The 18258-nt window shown below is 40.7% G+C and carries 15 protein-coding genes; all 15 read right to left on the bottom strand.

The genetic code is table 11. The features are described 5' to 3' along the window. Positions 1-150: 150 nt before the first annotated feature. Positions 151-387 carry a hypothetical protein gene (locus tag ACOV1Q_RS03845; RefSeq protein WP_424493113.1) on the bottom strand — a complete coding sequence of 79 codons (237 nt, stop codon included), beginning with the start codon at positions 385-387 and terminating at the stop codon, positions 151-153. Between the two features lie 69 nt (positions 388-456). Next, complete coding sequence (locus tag ACOV1Q_RS03840) at positions 457-984, bottom strand: DUF420 domain-containing protein (protein ID WP_424493112.1); 528 nt, start codon at positions 982-984, stop codon at positions 457-459. 7 nt (positions 985-991) lie between these two features. Beyond that, positions 992-1729: an SCO family protein gene (locus ACOV1Q_RS03835; RefSeq protein WP_424493111.1), complete on the bottom strand. Its 738-nt coding sequence runs from the start codon at positions 1727-1729 to the stop codon at positions 992-994. A 6-nt stretch (positions 1730-1735) separates the two neighbouring features. Continuing rightward, positions 1736-2368 carry a hypothetical protein gene (locus tag ACOV1Q_RS03830; protein WP_424493110.1) on the bottom strand — a complete coding sequence of 211 codons (633 nt, stop codon included), beginning with the start codon at positions 2366-2368 and terminating at the stop codon, positions 1736-1738. Positions 2369-2449: 81 nt separating this feature from the next. Further along, positions 2450-2818, bottom strand: a complete 369-nt coding sequence (locus ACOV1Q_RS03825) for a cytochrome C oxidase subunit IV family protein (protein WP_424493109.1) — start codon at positions 2816-2818, stop codon at positions 2450-2452. A gap of 18 nt (positions 2819-2836) precedes the next feature. Continuing rightward, positions 2837-3817, bottom strand: coding sequence for a cytochrome c oxidase subunit 3 (locus tag ACOV1Q_RS03820; protein ID WP_424493108.1), 981 nt, complete (start codon positions 3815-3817; stop codon positions 2837-2839). 48 nt (positions 3818-3865) lie between these two features. Next, entirely contained in the window at positions 3866-4444 is a 579-nt protein-coding gene (locus ACOV1Q_RS03815; protein WP_424493107.1) for a cytochrome c oxidase subunit 3, read from the bottom strand. Further along, on the bottom strand, positions 4435-5337 hold the full coding sequence (gene cyoE, locus ACOV1Q_RS03810) for a heme o synthase (RefSeq protein ID WP_424493106.1): 903 nt from the start codon (positions 5335-5337) through the stop codon (positions 4435-4437). Before cyoE ends, ACOV1Q_RS03815 begins: the two co-directional genes overlap by 10 nt. Before the next feature lie 118 nt (positions 5338-5455). Next, positions 5456-7561, bottom strand: coding sequence for a gliding motility protein RemB (locus tag ACOV1Q_RS03805; protein ID WP_424493105.1), 2106 nt, complete (start codon positions 7559-7561; stop codon positions 5456-5458). A 225-nt stretch (positions 7562-7786) separates the two neighbouring features. Beyond that, the gene (locus tag ACOV1Q_RS03800; protein WP_424493104.1) at positions 7787-8506 is read right to left on the bottom strand and encodes an energy transducer TonB; all 720 of its coding nucleotides are present in this window, start codon (positions 8504-8506) and stop codon (positions 7787-7789) included. 311 nt (positions 8507-8817) lie between these two features. Continuing rightward, positions 8818-9540, bottom strand: coding sequence for an energy transducer TonB (locus ACOV1Q_RS03795; protein WP_424493103.1), 723 nt, complete (start codon positions 9538-9540; stop codon positions 8818-8820). A gap of 33 nt (positions 9541-9573) precedes the next feature. Further along, positions 9574-9987: a VanZ family protein gene (locus ACOV1Q_RS03790; RefSeq protein WP_424493102.1), complete on the bottom strand. Its 414-nt coding sequence runs from the start codon at positions 9985-9987 to the stop codon at positions 9574-9576. After that, the gene (gene gcvH / locus ACOV1Q_RS03785; RefSeq protein ID WP_424493101.1) at positions 9977-10357 is read right to left on the bottom strand and encodes a glycine cleavage system protein GcvH; all 381 of its coding nucleotides are present in this window, start codon (positions 10355-10357) and stop codon (positions 9977-9979) included. Before gcvH ends, ACOV1Q_RS03790 begins: the two co-directional genes overlap by 11 nt. Positions 10358-10419: 62 nt before the next feature. Further along, entirely contained in the window at positions 10420-17577 is a 7158-nt protein-coding gene (sov, locus tag ACOV1Q_RS03780; protein ID WP_489686609.1) for a T9SS outer membrane translocon Sov/SprA, read from the bottom strand. A 5-nt stretch (positions 17578-17582) separates the two neighbouring features. Continuing rightward, positions 17583-18164: a Holliday junction branch migration protein RuvA gene (gene ruvA, locus ACOV1Q_RS03775; RefSeq protein ID WP_424493099.1), complete on the bottom strand. Its 582-nt coding sequence runs from the start codon at positions 18162-18164 to the stop codon at positions 17583-17585. Positions 18165-18258: the final 94 nt, after the last annotated feature.

Genomic DNA, 18258 nt, shown 5'->3' with positions numbered 1-18258 from the left:
AACCCAACTGCGGGCCTATTCATAAGACTAGGAAATCAAATAAATGTTACACCAAAAAGCAGGTAATTTGAAATTACCTTTAAATTTAAAATGAAATAATACGGAAGATACATCCCAAAAATTCAAAAATTTAGCTTTACTAATCTATTTTTAAGAACTTTGAGGGTTTTTACCCTTATTTTGAAAGGATCGCCATACGAAATAAGCAACACCACCCATCAATAAATACGGAAAGACCATTAGGTACATGATTCCATCGTTGATTCCTTTCGCTGCATTTTGGGAGGTTTCAGTTTCCAGGACGGCACGACACATAGAACATTGGGCTTCTGAAGCTATTGGAAGCAGCATAATTATCAGCAACAAAAAGATAAATTTCTTTTTCATTATTTCCAGTAGTCTAACCAACTTCTACCCATCTTCAGAAAAGTGGTGCAAAAACCCCATTTTTAAATCCTAATAGTAGGGAGCCATAAGGACATATACCAATACTCCTGTAATTGCTACATAAAGCCATATGGGAAACGTCCAGCGGGCAATAGCCGCATGTTTTTTATTTTCCCCCGTAAGTCCGCGGTACATAGTGAAAAGCACTAAGGGAACAATAATAGCCGACAATGCAATATGAGAGATTAAAATAAAGAAATAGACTGGGCGTACCAGTCCTTCTCCACCAAAAGGCACAGGATCATTACTTATTTTGGATATCACATAACTTATAAGGAAAATTGACGATAGAACGAATGCTCCAATCATAGCATTACGATGCCATTTGTAGGCTTTTACCCTCATAAAGAAATATCCGGAAAGCAGTAAAAGAGCGGTCGAAAAATTTAATATTGCGTGAAAAAATGGAAATGTTCCCACTTGAGCTCCCACAAAATTATAGCGCTCGGGCAGGTACATAAGTACGAGTACCAGTAACGGCACAACCACAGAAAGGCCAATAATTGTTGGCACCATTACGCTATCTTTGGATTTCATTCTCATCTTATATTAATTTTTTTACATCTTCAATTAAGATGTCAGTTTGCGGTTCTTCTTCACCAGGCTCAACAACTGTTCCCTGCTCTATAGAACCTCTGTAATAAATAATGGGATTCCCAAATTTATCGACCCTAGATCTAACATAACCTTCCTGGTCAATCAATGCGAAATAACCGGAATGTGCAAAACCACCGGCCGCATCTGGATCTTCTCCTGCATAAATATTAAAACCCGAATTCGCTAAATCATAAATTTCCTTCCTGTCTCCTGTAAGCAGATTCCAGTTGGGGTGGTCAATGCCATGTACTTCAGCATACCTTGAAAGGACCTGCGGAGTATCATGTTGAGGATCTATAGTAAAGGAAACAATTCCAAAATTATCCTCATTTTTAAATTCATTTTGGACCTTTACCAAATTCTCATTCATAATAGGACAAATGGTGGGGCAGGTTGTAAAGAAAAATTCAGCTATATAAACTTTTCCTTCGTAATCTTTATTTGTAATGGTATCCCCTTCCTGATTTATAAATTTAAAGGGGGGTATTTTCTTCCTTTTCCCATTTACTTCTATATATGCCAGTGATTCCCCAGAAATTTTTTCCTTTACTTTTTCCTCGGCAGAATTGGATCTACTTGAGGAAACCACATCCCCTTCACTTACACGATCTATAATTCTTGGAATAAAAATAATACCGAAGATTAAAATGATAAGTGAAATGCCTATATATGAGTAGTTTTTCATTCTAAATTATTTATTGTATTTCTTCAATGCCAGCCGATATTCTGCGAGGATCACCTTCACATCATCCTCCATTTTATTATTAAGCTCGGCTACAGAACCGGTATCATAACCATATAATTTCCCTTCTTCTCCATCATCACTTCTACCTCTTAGATTTTCGTTTTTATCTATAATAAAAACATGAGGAGTCGATAGATCATCATGGAGTTTCATGTTGGTATTTAAACTCGAAAAGAGAGATTTTATTTCCTTAGGTTCCCCCACGACAAATTTCCAACTGCTAAGATCTGCCACCTCTCCAATTTCCATCTTCACTTTCCTTAGTTCTTCTGCTGCCTCTTCTGGTGCCACAACCACTAACTGAAAGTCATTAAATTCATAATAAGTATTATAAATTTTTTCTGCAAGATTGAACGCATTTCCCACGTATTGGGAAGGTTCGTTTCCATAAAACCCGAGAAGTGTGATTTTTTCCTGGAAAACCAGCTTTTCACCTTCCAGCGTTCTAAAATCCTCCAGATCCCCAATGTTTTCTTCAAGCACAGGAAGTTTTGCAAAGTTGTTGACCCCTGAAGCGAAGAAAAGATAAGCCACAATTGGTAGCGCAAAGAGGACGATAATAACAAAAAACTTCTTCATAACCTGAAGGTGAATTTAAGACGGCACAAAAATAAAAAAAGGCGGTTTTAAAACCGCCTTTTTCAAGTTATATTTTCTGTTTTAGAAATCCCAGGCTACATGCCCGCGATTCAAAACCTCGTAAACATAATCTCCTTCAGTAAGAAGAATAAACACAAGATATATGATAAGAAAAATTGAGGTCCAGACTACTGCTCTTCTTAAACCTTTTGTTTCTCCTTCCATGTGCATGAAAGCCCAGGTAATAAGATAAGCTTTATAAATAGTAAGAACAATAAAGATCCAGTTGATAAGCTTAAGACTTATGAAATAGGTATGCATCAAAAAATCTGGTTTGATGATCCCCAGGATAACTTCTACTAAAGTAACTACCGAAAGAATGATAAATACAGACCAGATTCTTTTAGCATTCGATTCGTGTGCGTGTGTATGTACTGAATTATTTGCCATTGCTGTTATTTCTCTTTGTTAAACCAGGTAAAAGAAGGTAAATACAAATACCCAAACCAAATCTACGAAGTGCCAGTATAATCCTACTTTTTCTACCATTTCATAACTTCCTCTTCGCTCATAAGTTCCTAGAAGAACATTGAAAAAGATAATGATATTGATCATTACCCCGGTAAAAACGTGAAATCCGTGGAAACCGGTAATAAAGAAGAAAAAGTCTCCAAAAAGAGGATTCCCATATTCATTATTATGAAGGTTTGCTCCTTCAATAATTCCAATTCCGTCGTTTTCAAGTTTTGCTAAAGAAGCCTGCCTTGTAAGCACCACTTTTTCACCAGTTTCAGTCAACTCCTGGGTTCTAACTAAAAGATCGGGATGTGCAAGAAATCCTCTCTGCACATCTTCCATAGTAAAACGGGGCAATGGTGGCTCATCTGTAAACCAAAGAGCATTATTTCTTTGCTGCTGCACACGTTCACGAGGCATCGCTTCCACAAACTCGTCTAGAGCAACACGCTCCCCATCTGTATTCACAAACTGAAGCACATTTCCACCATGTGTTTGTACCGCACCGTATGTACCGCTAATAAAATTCTTCCACTCCCAGGCTTGAGAACCAAGGAAAATAATACCACCAATGATGGTCAGCAACATATATAAAGTCACTTTAGACTTCTTCATTTGGTGCCCGGCATCTACCGCCAAGACCATCGTTACCGATGAAAAGATAAGAATAAAGGTCATTAAAGCCACGTAATACATAGGCGCATCTACGCCATGTAAAAACGGGAAGTGATTAAAAACCTCATCTGCAATAGGCCAGGTATCTGCCCACTTGTATCTTGCAAAACCATAAGCCGCTAAAAATCCGGAGAAAGTAAGTGCATCAGAAAGGATGAAAAACCACATCATCAATTTCCCGTAGCTCACTTTTAAAGGCTGATTGCCTCCGCCCCAGGTTTTTCCTTCGGTACCTGTTCTGGTAACAGTAGTTTCCATAGAAAGAATTGAAATTTAAGTATTGGGCAAAAATACGTTTTTTTTTATCTAATAGAAATATAAAAACAAAAACAGGTAGACCCACAGTGCGTCAACGAAGTGCCAGTATGTCGCACCAAGTTCTAATCCAAGTGTTTGCCCTGAATGATAGCGTTGTTTAAAATGGTTATAAATTAACACCAAAAGCACGATGATACCCCCCGCCAAATGAGCAAGATGCGCCAAAACGACTACATAAATAAAAGATGTTGTAATTGTGCTTTCACTGCCCGTAAAGAAATAACCCGCAGACATAATTTCTCCAAAACTTTTAAACTGAAGAAAAACAAATAGTCCTGCCAGGGCCAAAGTTGCAACTAAGAAGATCCCTCCCTTTTTCAGTTGATCTCTTGAAATGTAGCGGTGTGCCAGCCAAAGGCTCACACTGCTTAGCACTATCACTAAAGTACTCCAGTAAAATGAAACCGGAAGATCGAAATCCTGAATCCAGTCTGGCCTGCTTGAGCTTACTACATAAGCACTGGTCAGTCCACCAAACATCATTACCATACTCACAATACCAAACCAGAGCATCATCTTTTTGGCGCGCCCTTTCTTATATTGTTCGGTTCCGTAGGTTAAATCCATACACGAATAAATTTATCTAATACATATATTATTTGAAGCAGCGTGATATAAGTAACGCTTGCAAACATCAATTGCTTTGCAACCTTTGTCTCTCTTGTGCGATAAAGCTTTACAGCATACCGCAGCATAAAAAGACCTAAGATCAACACCAGCACTCCGGAAACTGGGGTTAAATATAATTTCCCGGTCACCCCAAACACTGGAATAAGAGACACCAGGATGGTCCAAACGGTATACACCACGATTTGCACCGCAGTTCCTTTATCCTTTTTTCCGGTAGGAAGCATAAAAAAACCTCCTTTTTTGTAGTCGTCATAAAGCCACCAGCCCAAAGCCCAAAAATGAGGAAATTGCCAGAAAAACTGGATCATAAATAAAGTTCCCGGCTCAATGCTGAAATCTCCTGTTGCCGCTACCCAGCCAAGCATAAAAGGTATTGCACCCGGGAATGCTCCCACGAAAACCGACAGCGGAGTCTTAGTCTTCAACGGCGTATAAACGCTCACATAAAGAAAGATACTTATCGCTCCAAACATAGAAGTCACAGGATTAATAAGATATAAAATCACCAACCCAAGCACCGTCAAAACACTCGCGACTAAAAAGGCAAAATTGACCGACATTCTTCCCGCAGGAACAGGCCTGTTGGCCGTTCTGCCCATGAGCGCATCAAGATCCTTCTCAATGATCTGGTTATAGGCATTAGAGGCTCCAACGAGGCAGTAACCGCCAATTCCCAGCATGATAACCGTCACAAAATCTAACGTATCGGCACCCAAAAAGTATCCCGCGACAGAAGAAAATACCACACTCACCGCAAGGCGAACTTTAGTTAATTCCTTTAAATCTGAGATTATTGAAACGGAAGAAGTATGTACCTGTGTCTTATCCAAAAAGCACAATTTTTAATTGGCGCAAAGATACTCCTTAATTGTTTTTTCACAAGGGGGCGCCAGTGTTAATTTTTTAAAGAACAGAAAATCGGGAGTTTGAAAATCAAGTGGTTAAAGATCAATAATCATAATACCAGTTGAAGATATCTGTCCTTATTCCAAAATTCAGCCAGAAAGTGTCATTTTGGAAGACTGTAGAAGTATTTACTTCAGGATTGAAACTTCGGAAAATAAAATTTCCGTAGAGCTTCAGGTTGGTTGCAGGGTTGATAATATAACCTGCTTCAGTTTCAGAAAAGAAAGAATTAGTCGTATTCCCCTGCCCTATTTCTACGCCGGTCTCATAAGCTCTTTCATATTCTGAAGTATAAATATCGCCGCCGTAAGCGAGATCATCACCAGCTGTGTTAAAATCAAAGCCGCGCTTTCCATAAATCAGTTTTGAGTGCCCATAGAACCGCCCATACCTGTAACGCGAAATTGCCACGATCTCACGAAAATTAGCACCCCACAAATGCGCCATAGATTGATTGTTGTGGCCGTAATTGAGCGTGATAGTATTATGGGAATACGTGTAAGGCCTCACCTGGTTATACTCCAGCTGAAAATAAAGATTTTCCACGTTGAAAGCATTGAAATATTTCATCCCAAATTGAAATCCGAGTTTATTCTTCCAGCTCCCTTCGCCACCAAAAATATCTCCGGAAGAAAATTCATCAATTAAGAACTGGGTATAGAGATTCAGGTGATCACTCCACTTGTACTTTCCACTGAGGCCAATAATGGCATTCCCCGCACGGGCACCGGTAGAAAATTCTATGGCCCGGTAAAAAATTACAGGATTCAGGTAATTAAGATCAAAGCCGCGGTTGTTATCATCTTCCCACATTACAGATTCAAAAAAGCCTAGATTCAGCCGCTTTGTGACATTATAACTCAGGTAATGATTGGCCATGTATTTTGTCCTGAAGGAGCCTTCGCCCGTAACTTTCTGCCGCACATCACGCAAAGACATCCAGGTGTTGGTGTATTTGAGCTTCCAAAAGGTGGTATTCAACTTGAAATATGGATAAGGAGTCGCGTTATCACTTAAGAGAAGCGAACGATAACCATCACCAATAAAATTCTTGCCATGCCCAAACTGAAGGTTGAAAAATTTGCCGGGGCTGTAAGAAAGATATCCTTCAGCTACAGGATAGTCATAGGCGTCGCCCATAAATTCCTTCGCAATTCCTCTACCAGGGATGGTCGCCGGCTCTCTGTTTTCGGGGCGTATAGATTCAGCAAAGCGATTATAATAATCTGCAAATCTTCCCTGGTTTTCATAAAGAACTGTGTAGAAGTTAAAATTCTTTCCAAGGCCGCCCTGGAAAATCGCGGCCCGCGTGTTGTTGTAAGTGACATCATGTTCGCCGCCAAAATCTTTTCCAAGCTGCAGGTCCAGCGCAAAATCGGCAGTGAACCAGTAATCCTCACCTTTAAAAGTGATCAAATGTTCATTCCACAACTTTCTGCCAAACCATGACTTAACAGGCTTTCTTAATTTTTCGGTTTCTGAAACAAAATCATAATACGGCTGCACCTGGCTGAATAAAAATGGCTTAGAAGAGGTATGAAAATTAGTTCCAATACGGTTCACCTCGTCATCAAACCGGTTATACCATTCGTGTGAAAGCGGAATATTCAATTCACTTTCCACCCGCTCATCATTATAACCCAATGATTCTATTTGATCATATTCTGTCAAAATGCCATCCTGTTCTTCCTCTACAGTGGGTTTAACCTGAACTAATTCAGCAGAATTTACGTTATTCTCAAAATCAGTTTTCATCGGAATTTCCACAGAAACCCTGAACTGCATATTCACAGGCCTGCCGTTATAGGTGGGCGGGGCTATTGCGGGTAACTCTGCAAAAACCCTCCTCATTTCCTTATCGATCTGCGGAAGCGGTGCATTTATATAATTGACCGTAAAAACACCATTTTTGGAAATTCCAAAGAGGATGATCACATTGCCGGCAAAATTTTCCTGCGCCAAAGATTCAGGCAAAATAAATTCTTCGGAAATGCGCTTTTTAAGAGTGGTTTTAAAGCAGTTTTCTTCCTGCTCCAATGTTACCGCATTACATTCCGGAAAGATGGGAAATCTTTCAGCATCAAGCTCGGGTGTTTGAGAAAATCCCGAAATAAAGGATAAAAAGATCAGAAGCCGGAAGTATTTCATCGAGGGTGTCCTGGATATATTTAAACTGGACGAAAGATACATTTTTTTGCAGAAGTGCTTAAATTTCTCTTCCAATCCCGCTTTTTCTATTGCCAAATCAGTCCTTGAAAAATTTTTGTTCTATAAAAAAAAGAAAAGGCCTTTAAAAAGGCCTTTTTTGACGATCCATACAAATGGATCCCTTAGAAAAAGTAGTATTTATTCATTCCATAAGAGATAACTGTATTAATTCTCTACTTTAAAAATTATAGGAAGAGAATATAAAACCCCCACAGCTTTACCCGCCTGTCTCCCCGGTTGCATTTCGGGAAGCGACTTAGCTACACGTATGGCTTCTTCTTCCAGGCGAGGGTGAGGACCACGCGCACCAATTACCGAAATACTTCCATCGGGTTCAATTTTAAATTGCACATAGGTTCGATGAATTCCGGTTAGACCTAACTCACTACCAATTTTTGTATCAAATTTCCGGTTCACAAACTGGTTGACTTTCCTACTCATGCATTCTTTCCGCTCTTCATTAGAATCAAGATTTTCACATCCCGGGTAAACCGGCACTTCTTCTACCGCCATGATGGAATAACTTTCGATGTCTTCCTCTTTTTCAACCTCCACAATATCATCTACATCAATAATTTCGTTGGGCAGGGTTTCCGTAGATTTAATAACTGTCTCCACCACATCCTTGTCATCATCTACGATGTTCGGTTCCTTCACAATGTCTTTAGGCGGTGGTGGCGGTGTTGGCTGTTTAAGTGCCGTAATGGGAATTTCTTCCTCGTCAAAATCATCCATTTCCAAAATCGAAGTATCCGAAGTTTCATTTCCATAGGTTTTCCATTCAATTGTCTGCCAGGTTAAGAACAGGACAAGAATGAGTGCAAGCTGAAAGAAAAGGGTACTTTTTCTCGATAGATCTACATTTTTGTTCTTTTTGTATTCCATAATTCCACATATTTAAAGGTTAATGATTCGAAATTTGAACCGGACCTTGGTTAGAAGTCCCGAATGTGGAAGGTTAGTTATAACTATATCTCAACTAATGTGCCGAAGCAGCATAAATCATCGAAAAAGACCTTTTTGAGTGATGTTTACGCATTTTTTTTATAATTTTCTACGGTTTTAAACATACAAAAGAAAAAATGTGAGGAATAAATATCACTTCTGAAACACCTGAAATTCGTATCCTCATTACTTTTAAAACAAAAAAATCCCGCACCTAAGTGCGGGATTTTCATTCTATAAAGATATAATTCTTAGTCCTGAACCCTAAAGGTAATTGGAAGAGAGTAAAGTACCCCAACTGCTTGCCCTCTCTGTTTTCCAGGTTGCATTTTTGGAAGTTGATTCACTACACGCTCAGCTTCCTGTTGTAGTCTTGGGTGCGGTGCACGTGCTCCAAGAACGGTAATTGAACCATTTTTTTCAATTCTGAACTGAACGTAAATCCTGTTAATTCCAGAAAGCCCAAGTTCACTACCAAGATCTGTATCAAACCTGCGGTTCACAAACTGCTGGATTTTTTCACTCATACAGTTTTTACGAGCCTCATTATTTCTTTCTCCTTCACATCCAGGAAAAATTGGCACATCTTCAATTACAGCAAAAGGAACGTCCCCAATCTCTTCTTCTTCTTCAACCTCTTGTACTTCTTCTACTTCAACAATCTCTTCCTGGTTTGTCTCTGTTGATTCAATAATGGTTTCTTCCACCTCTTCCTCATCTTCAACAACTTCAATTACTTCGGGAGCCGGTGGCGGTGGTGGCGGTGGTGGTGGTGTATTTTGAAGCTCGGTAATTGGTACATCTTCTTCTTCAAAATCATCCATGTTTACCATACCGGTATCAATGGCTTCCTTGTCATAAGTTTTCCACTCAATTGCCCTCCAGGTAATGAGCAGTATCAGGATCATTCCAACCTGGAAGAACAAGACACTCCTTCTTGACAAATCAGCTTTTGGGTTTTTCTTCGGTTCCATATTTCCGTTTTAGTTATAGGTTGGCTAAAATAATTAATTTTTTATTAAAAATAAATTTATCTTAGTTTTTAACCTGATTAGATATTCTTTTAATAGCCACACTAACATTCCCGCGAAGAAAACTCCAACACTATTTGCGATTACATCATAAAAATCAAGCTCGCGGTAATTTGTCAACGTACCTTGTAAAACCTCAATAAATATACCAAATCCTATGGTTAATCCGCAGATGACAAGGATCTTTATTAAAAGGTTTTTCGGATTATACCCAAAAAGAGCGAAAAGCAACCATAAGATCCCCATTACAAAATAGGCACCTGCATGAAGAATTTTATCACTCAACCCTAATCCGCTCACTGGTGTATTAGTAAGGTTAATAAGGGAAAGGTATGTTATTGCCAGCGTATATGCCAGGGCAGGTAATAGAAAGAGGAGCTTAGCCTTCAACTACTTTGGTATAATCCTCGGCACTTAAAAGATCATTTACCTCTGCCGCTTCAGTAAACCTGATCTTCACCATCCATCCATCTCCATAAGGATCGGTATTTACTTTTTCAGGTTCATCTTCCAGACTCTCATTGAATTCAATGATTTCTCCTGAAAGCGGTGAAAACAAGTCAGAAACTGTTTTTACTGCCTCAACAGTTCCAAAAACCTCTTCCCGGTCCAGGGTTTCATCTACAGTTTCAACTTCTACGTAAACGATGTCTCCCAGTTCTCCCTGGGCAAAATCTGTAATACCTACAGTGGCTACATCACCTTCAATTTTTACCCATTCGTGATCTTTGGTGTACTTTAAGTCTTGTGGAATCTTCATCAGTTAATTTTTAGATAATGGCAAAGTTAATTTTTTAATGCTTTCGGTCAAACCCGTTGTGATTAATTTCCGAAATTGTAACGAAGCGTAACTCCCGAACGAATTGTTGTTTGTGGAAAGGCTGTAGAAACGGCATATTCAGAAAAACTGTGATCGTAATAAACCATAGCTGTCAAATTTCTGGAAACAGCATAATCGGCTTTAAAACTAATCGCCCAAATATCCTGCCCCGCCGTCACCTGCGTATTTTCAATATCAAGATACCTAATAATGGTCTCGTTGTGACGATAAGAGACATCGGCCTTAAAATTAAGGTCGCTGCTTAGAACACGCGTTCTTCCGCCAAATTTCGTATCAATTTTAAGATCTTTGATCCTGTAGCCCAGCCCAACAGTGTATTGGTTTCCGTTTATTTCGGTAAGTAAATTGTTGTCGAAGCTCAGGGAAAGTGCCCGGTCTTTCTGAATTTCGGCCAGTACCTTTACTGAATTAACCATTTCCATGTCAACCTTGATCAAAGGACTGAACTGCTCTGTAAGATTGATATTCGAAAATAATATTTTATTCCTGAAATTTCCTCCCTGGTCTGTCTGCAGGGGCTCTTCAGGATTATAATTCAGGTTTGTCTGGAACTGGTTGATAGTATAACCTGCCTGGTACCCGTGTAGAACCGAAAATCGTCTGAATCTTTCTTTGAACCAGGCAAATCTCATTAATCCCGTGTATTTGATGTTCCAGTTAGGCAGCGGAAAATTCCTGAAAGCTCCCAGCGGCGCATCTTCTGCAGAACTGCCCGAATAGGCAGCCAAAAATGCTGGTAAAAGAACACTTTGATTCGTTTTTCCATAACCTACAGGAAAACCATCAGAATCTGTCACGTTTGGATCTCTTCCTGCCTTTAGTGCGAGCCTTCTTGCCACTTCGATCCTGTTCTCCCTGAACTGATCAAAAGTAGCCGATGACTCTGCCGTACTTTGATTAAAAGCCGTCTTAATGAGAACGGTAGAAATATTAAAATTCCCATAGGTAAGCGGCGTAAGCGGAATGTACTGCGAATTCTCTACCCGAAAATTCTCATTAAAGGTTTCAGAATACATTCTTCGGCCACTAAGGTCTATTGTAAGATCAGGAAACAGGGAAAGATTGGCCTGGTAATTAAGCTGCGTATTTTCAACTTCGGAATACTGCTGATTGAATTCCTGGTATAATGTAAGCCATCCTTTACGTGCGGCGTAGTAACGAACGTCGTCCTGACTTCCCAACGTAAACCCGGGAGTAGGATTCCAGGTTCCCAAAAAGCCGATATTATTGGTATACCCCGGAAGAAAAATACCATTGTTCTCCTGGTAATTAACCTGAATTTGCTTGATAGAGGTAAGTAAACCAACCGCTGTATTATATGTTTTTTCACCACGGCTTAATCTGTTTCCCGCTCCCGCAGCTGCAGGCTTTTGAGGTTGCGAAGTCCCATCTAATGTTGGAACTCCTTTGCTGCGTTCTTCGATGGTACTGCCGGCGCGTGCAGGCGTTCTTTTCGTTAAACCTACATAATCATACAGCGCCTGCATTCCCAGATTGGCATTGATTTGATGTGTGTTTGAATTCTGAACCGTATTTCCCAAATCGGGAATTCCTTCCAGCGTCTGAAACATTTGCGATCCTCGCTGCCATTCAAAATTCCCGGTATAAGAATAGGTGGTTTTAATGAAATTTAGCACCGGAATTTTGGAAAATGGTAAATCATAATTAACCTGCAGCGACTGGTAATGTTGATTTGGTTCTCCAACATTAAAAAAGCCATCCCAAATATCGGTAGTCGTATCGGGGCGGTTTTCCTCGTCAAGATAGTTTCGTACGATCCTGTTGGTGGAAGAATTGAAATTAAACCTCAGCGATTTTGTAAGATTATAATTAATGGTATATTGCCAGTCAAAAAGGAAGTTTCGTTGATACAAAGTTGGAATACCGTTTATAAAACCCGGTGGCAAATTGATCTCCCGGAATTTCTGCTCATTGTACTGCCTGAAAATATTTGAACTCGCTGAAATATTGGTCGGCAACGGATTAAAATTAAAATCCCTTAGAAGGGCAAAATAAGCACTACTATCTAGCGCCTTTACATTTCTTAAGGGTTCTATATTTACAGGCGCAAAATTATAATCGTACGTAGCTCCCAGCCGCACATTTTGATCAAAAGCCTCCTCAATTTCAAAATCCCTGTGATCCACCTGATTGTAACTTGTTGACACGGTAAAGTTCTCAATATCATAAGGCATGGGTTTATCATCCTCTCCTGTCCTCTCCTTTCGCAGGCCAATTACATTGACACTTTGCCTTTTCGTATAATTTTCGGCACGTTCCTGCAGGTCATCCTTAATTTCAGGAGTGGCGGCATTTTCTAGAACAGTGCTCAACTCGAGATCAAGAAATTCGGGATCGTACTTTGGAGTAATAAGCTCTTCCCCAATACTGTAACTCAAAGGTATTTTCACTCCCCATTTCCGCGGAAGAAGTTGCCCCATATTAAGGCTGCTCACCACGTCATATTGCTTCAAAGCTTCGCGGCTGCGCTCATTTGGGCCTTCTTCTAAAGAACCAAATCCTACAGTACTGCGCCTCCCAGTGGCAGAAACGTTTGCAAAATCGGCTACATTGGCATCCATGTTTACAATAGCCGCCCAGCCGCCTTCATTATCAAGATCGGCAAGTCTAAGTTCGTTGAACCACACCTCCCCGCACAGGTCCTGAGAACCTGTCTCTGAAATGCCATTTTTGACACCTAACATTAAAATTCGTATGTCTCCAAAACTTGGGTTTCCCTTTACACCTACGCGCGTTCTTCCTGCTTCGTAAGGAGTTCTTTCAGATACAGGGTTTCCATCTCCATCAAAGAAATTCAATTCTGTCGAGAGGTAATTTGGATTTCCTATTACTGCGGCTTTCACCTCCTGAAGAAGTTCCAGAGGTAAATTAAGGCGGTTTTCTTCAGGCCAGATTTCCGAAGCAGAAGTAGCTCCAAAGTCTGTCGGCTTCAGCGGAATTTCTATTTGGTAAAAGTTATTGGTGAAATCTGTTCCCATTCTTATAAATGCCACCAGTTCCCCATCCTGAAGTTTCCTGCGGTTCAGCAAGGATTCAGCATGTACAAAAAGTTCGAGGTTTTTGTACTGGCGCATATCCACCTGGAAATTTTTATAAACAGCGCGGGCGTCCTGTGGTTCAAGTTCACACACCCTTAAAGAAAGTGACTGCTCATTTTGCCGGACACGTGTATTGTTGTTGAGCAGTTCTTCGCGATACACTCCCGGCGGAAGCACGTATGGAATTGGCTGCCTGTTCTCATTTTCCTCGATACTAACCGCGGCAACTTCAAACAGGGTGTTGTCTGTAGAAGGATCTGACTTATCTGGATCCAGGGTTTGTGTATAGCGTCGATAGTCTCCTCTAACGAGTTCCAAGGTTCCAAAGCGCAGCAGGGTAGGATCTTCAAAACCGGTAAGGAACATTCTCATAAATCTAATAGACCTGAAATCGGCTATCCCTCCCTTAGCAGCAGTTGGTTCATAAATGGGCACTTTAAATTGCAACCATCTCACCGGCATTTCACGGCCGTTGGATAAAGTTGTATTAAATTGCTTTACATCTGTAATGTAATCACTGTTGTCAATATTCATCCCGGGGAACACAGGTACTTCATACTCAAAGTAACTGTTTACCGTATTCATGGTATTATCCCGGTTGAGATCTTCTACCGTGGGTAAAGTTGAATTCCCCCTGCTTTCATTGGTCACATTGGCCGGAGAGTTTCCCTGGGTTCCATTGTAGTCAATATAACGTTCTCTTATCCCTCCAGAAGACTCCAGGAAATATTGATAATTATCGGCCGAAGGATCTTCCAGACCTGCAAAAGCAGGAAATCGCACAGCTTCTTCAGCATCATTAAGTCCGTCAAAACCTACATCCTGGTTGGCTCTTTGCTCACCTTCGGTATTAAAGGCGTAGATGAGCGACTGGTTAGAGGGAACCTGCCCGTAAGCCGTAGAAGTTACATCAAGGTTTCCTCCGGAAGGCGGCAAACCGTTCTCGTATTGTTTTCTACCGTCTTTTAGAACATCTTCAGAAATGCTTCCCAGATTAAATTTCAGCAATCCTCCAGTGTTACTTTCGTTTTCAGAATAAATGAAAGGATCCATCATCCAGAATTCAATAAACTCCACGTTGCTTTGCTCAAAATTCGTTGCATTAAGCGCACGGGAAATACCACCAAAATTCTGCTCTGGGTTTGGCAGGGTATTACTTCCTGCTGCAAGCGGATTGTAATTATACGGCCCCCGAACAGAAGGATAATAAGCAAGATCCATCGTGTATAGCACCTGCGACTGTCCCTGGACAACATCTACATTGGGAAAAATTTCATCCAGAAATACCCTTCTGGTGGCATAACTTGAAAGATCTGAATCTGTTACTCCAGATGGCCGCTGACTTCCGTAAAAAATAGGATCAATGCTATACCAGGCGAGTTTTGCACGACGATATCCCGCCGCAAGATCACCATTCGCCCTGTCACCACCAAACTCAAGCGGCACGCTTGAAAGTTCCCAACCCAGAGGATTTAAAATTGAAATTGCTGTTTGAGCAGCTTCAAAATCATCAATATAAGTGGTGGTTTTACCATCAAAATCATTCCCCTGGGGAGAACCAGGATGCAAAAATGCTATTTCCCCCCGCACCGAAAGATTCGAGGGGACATCTGTATCAATATTTGGTAATTTATTTACCCAGCGTGTCAAAAAGGGCAGTTCGGTTGAATAATTTAGGTTAAGACCAAAAATGGAATTGTTGATGGGCTCATAACCGTAATTTGCTTTTTGGGTAATGGGTCGCTCATTTAGATTGAGATAGGTCCCTCCAACTAGGAAATTCTCATTGATTTGATGCTCCACGTTAATCCCCGTAAACCTTTTGGTTTGCTGCCCAAAAAGGGCATTATTTTCGGTAGAAACCTGGATAGGGATATTTGATGCCAGCAGCGCTTCATCCAGAATCTGCACCCGCCCAAATTGATAATTCACCACATAATCAACTCCTTCCTGCAGGACTCTTCCTCCCGCCGTCACCGTTACAGATCCCTGCGGAACATTAAAAGCACCAATTGGAATTCCTTCCATATTAGAAGATCTGTACCGTCCTCTTAACTGAAATTTATTCCGGTCGGCCTGTAGCTGTTCTGCCTGTGTCTTAGTAGTCTCGTAAAGTGCCCTGAAGACATATTTCTCCTGGTTTGCATTATAAGTAGAAGGAACATCATACAACTCATTCCCACTATTAGGATCTGGATCGAGTTTATTAAAAAGATATTCCCCAAAGGGTTCAACTGTAGTGAAAATAATGTTACCGGCTTCGGGATCTATGGTTAAGTTTGGTACAAAATCGAAAAATCCGTCTCCGCCAATAATAGGATCTCCATTGACATTCAGATTATCCAGGTTAAAGACCTTCAAAAGAGTGGTTTGCTCAACATCTTCTGGCAAGGCTGTTCCTTCAACGCCGGTGATATAATTCAACGGCTGCGGATCTGTATAAACAATATTCATCCTGAAATCATCTCTGTCTAACTGATATGCCCCCAGGTTATAGATATTCTTCATCATAAGATCCCAAACGGGCTCTTCCACGCTTATTAAGGAACTCTTAAGCAGCTTCACAACGAGATTTTGACTTACTGCAGTCTCACCTGCCGGTACGCTACTGGTACCATCCACGCCGTCATTTGCAAACTCCCCCACCTGGTACACCTCCCCATTGATGGTATATTGAAATGCCACTGCCAGTATCTCGTCATTGGCAAGCCGCTGGTTAAGGGAAATATATCCCAATTGGCTGTTTAACCTGTATTCATTGGGCTGCAACTGACGTGCATTTTCCAGTTTCACGTAATCTGTCCCTTCAGAAACCCTCAAAGATCCAAAGCCGCTCTCCACCGTAGCAATATCCCGAATTGCGGAATTCAGAATCGATTCTTCAGCGCCGGTAATTCCAAAAGGATTGAGATCATTGTTACCATTATCAGCATAAGAACCTGGCGGCCGATTAAAAAATCCTGCTGGAACATCTTCCAGTCCAATATTACCGGGAACCGCTGTTTCACCAAGATCCTGGATCGCCACGATGTTTCTGGCATTTGTAATGTTCCGTACATTGTTTGACCGATTCGTAACCCACACCTGCACTCTCGTAATCTGGATATTACTATTGATAAAAGGGTAATCTTTCAGCGCTTGGTTATAATGATCTCTAAAGTAGTGCGCCAGGAAAAAATGTTTATCCTCATCATATTCCAAAGCAAATTTGTCAAAATCCTGTACAGCAGCACCGCCTTCCACATTTACTGTACGCCTTTCTGATTTTTGTTCAGAAAAGACCCCGGTAATTGTTGTTTTGCCAAATTGCAGTTCGGTTTTTAGACCAAAAAGACTCTGAGCTCCCTGGATCAAAGCCGAATTAAGCGGCATACTAATATTCCCTACTTCAATTTTACGAACAATATCATCTTCGGTAGGAGTATATTCCAGCTTTAACTGGTTCTGAAAATCAAAAGTAGATTCGGTATCGTAGTTTGCCGTTACCTGCAGGCGTTCTCCCACATGGCCAAGCAAACTCAGCTGGATTCTTTGATCAAAATCAAAAGTGAACGTGCTTCGGTTGCGAGGAGAAAAAGCGGGGTTATCTCTCTTGGAGTACAATACTCCCAGATCTAAAGCTACCGATCCCTGCGGAATCAATTCAATTTCACCTCCTCCAAAAATATTCTCAAAAAAGCTGGAATTGACATAAAATCCTGGCAAAAGGTTTTTTTGATCTTCTTCACTGCCTTCCAACCTCCCTGAAAGTGCATTGGATTTTTGCCGAAAATAAAGCTGCATTTCCTCTTCCATTACCAGGCGCTCATATTCTTCAGGAGTGAGCATTAATGGTGTGGAAATATTAAAATCTCCAAGCTTTTTCGTGTAGATATACCTGTCGATTACAGGGTCGTACTCATAGGAATTCCTTATGCTGGCTGGTTCGGGAAGCTCGATCTTTCCCGTGAAGGGCCTTGTTTGTGTCGTATCCTGTGGCGTTTCTGTTTCCTGGGCAACACCTGAAACAGAAAGAACCAGTAAAAACAAAGTGCAAAGGGTTCCTGATAGTGAAAACCTAAAATTATGGTTCTGCCTCAAAGGTATTATAGATTTTTTAATGCAAGCTTAATCAAAGATTCCACCGTAGCATCTGGCTCGTTTTTAATGATCTTATTAATCACCTTTTCAGACTGTTTACGAGTGTAACCAAGGGTTTCTAAAGCAGATAACGCTTCTTCACGGTTTGTATTGCTTTGAGGGACTGAAACTTCATCCAAACCAAAGACCTTCATGATCTTGTCCTTCAAATCAAGAATAACCCTTTGGGCTGTTTTTGCACCAATCCCTTTTATACTCTGGATCGTTGCCACATCTCCTGAAGCAATTGCTTCCATGATCTGTCTTGGATCAAGCGATGAAAGCATTGTTCTCGCAGTGCTCGCACCAACCCCCGAAACAGAGATTAATAAGCGAAAGATCTCCCGTTCACTCTTTTCCCTAAACCCGAAGAGCGTATGAGAATCCTCTTTTACCTGTAAATGTGTGTACAACTCCACTGCTTCTGATGTAGGAAGAAGCGAAAAAGTATGCAGCGAGATATGAATGAAATATCCAACGCCGTTGCATTCTATCACAACATTTGTCGGATTTTTTTCTACCAGTTTTCCTTTGAGGTGGTGGATCATTTTAAAGAAATGTTAATCTCCTCAAAAGTAATAAAATAAACGGGATGCAGAAATAGCTATATCGCTATAAACATTCAGAAATTTAGAATTTGAA

The organism is Salinimicrobium maris (genome assembly GCF_049680855.1).
In the GTDB taxonomy this organism is placed as follows: Bacteria; Bacteroidota; Bacteroidia; order Flavobacteriales; family Flavobacteriaceae; genus Salinimicrobium.
Note: the sequence above shows the minus strand (reverse complement) of the source record. Positions and strands in the feature narration are given on the sequence as shown.

Excerpts from the sequence above, each read along its gene's own strand:
- ACOV1Q_RS03845 (WP_424493113.1), bottom strand. The coding sequence starts at position 387 with ATGAAAAAGAAATTTATCTTTTTGTTGCTGATAATTATGCTGCTTCCA.
- ACOV1Q_RS03840 (WP_424493112.1), bottom strand. The coding sequence starts at position 984 with ATGAAATCCAAAGATAGCGTAATGGTGCCAACAATTATTGGCCTTTCT.
- ACOV1Q_RS03835 (WP_424493111.1), bottom strand. The coding sequence starts at position 1,729 with ATGAAAAACTACTCATATATAGGCATTTCACTTATCATTTTAATCTTC.
- ACOV1Q_RS03830 (WP_424493110.1), bottom strand. The coding sequence starts at position 2,368 with ATGAAGAAGTTTTTTGTTATTATCGTCCTCTTTGCGCTACCAATTGTG.
- ACOV1Q_RS03825 (WP_424493109.1), bottom strand. The coding sequence starts at position 2,818 with ATGGCAAATAATTCAGTACATACACACGCACACGAATCGAATGCTAAA.
- ACOV1Q_RS03820 (WP_424493108.1), bottom strand. The coding sequence starts at position 3,817 with ATGGAAACTACTGTTACCAGAACAGGTACCGAAGGAAAAACCTGGGGC.
- ACOV1Q_RS03815 (WP_424493107.1), bottom strand. The coding sequence starts at position 4,444 with ATGGATTTAACCTACGGAACCGAACAATATAAGAAAGGGCGCGCCAAA.
- ACOV1Q_RS03805 (WP_424493105.1), bottom strand. The coding sequence starts at position 7,561 with ATGAAATACTTCCGGCTTCTGATCTTTTTATCCTTTATTTCGGGATTT.
- ACOV1Q_RS03800 (WP_424493104.1), bottom strand. The coding sequence starts at position 8,506 with ATGGAATACAAAAAGAACAAAAATGTAGATCTATCGAGAAAAAGTACC.
- ACOV1Q_RS03795 (WP_424493103.1), bottom strand. The coding sequence starts at position 9,540 with ATGGAACCGAAGAAAAACCCAAAAGCTGATTTGTCAAGAAGGAGTGTC.
- gcvH (WP_424493101.1), bottom strand. The coding sequence starts at position 10,357 with ATGAAGATTCCACAAGACTTAAAGTACACCAAAGATCACGAATGGGTA.
- ruvA (WP_424493099.1), bottom strand. The coding sequence starts at position 18,164 with ATGATCCACCACCTCAAAGGAAAACTGGTAGAAAAAAATCCGACAAAT.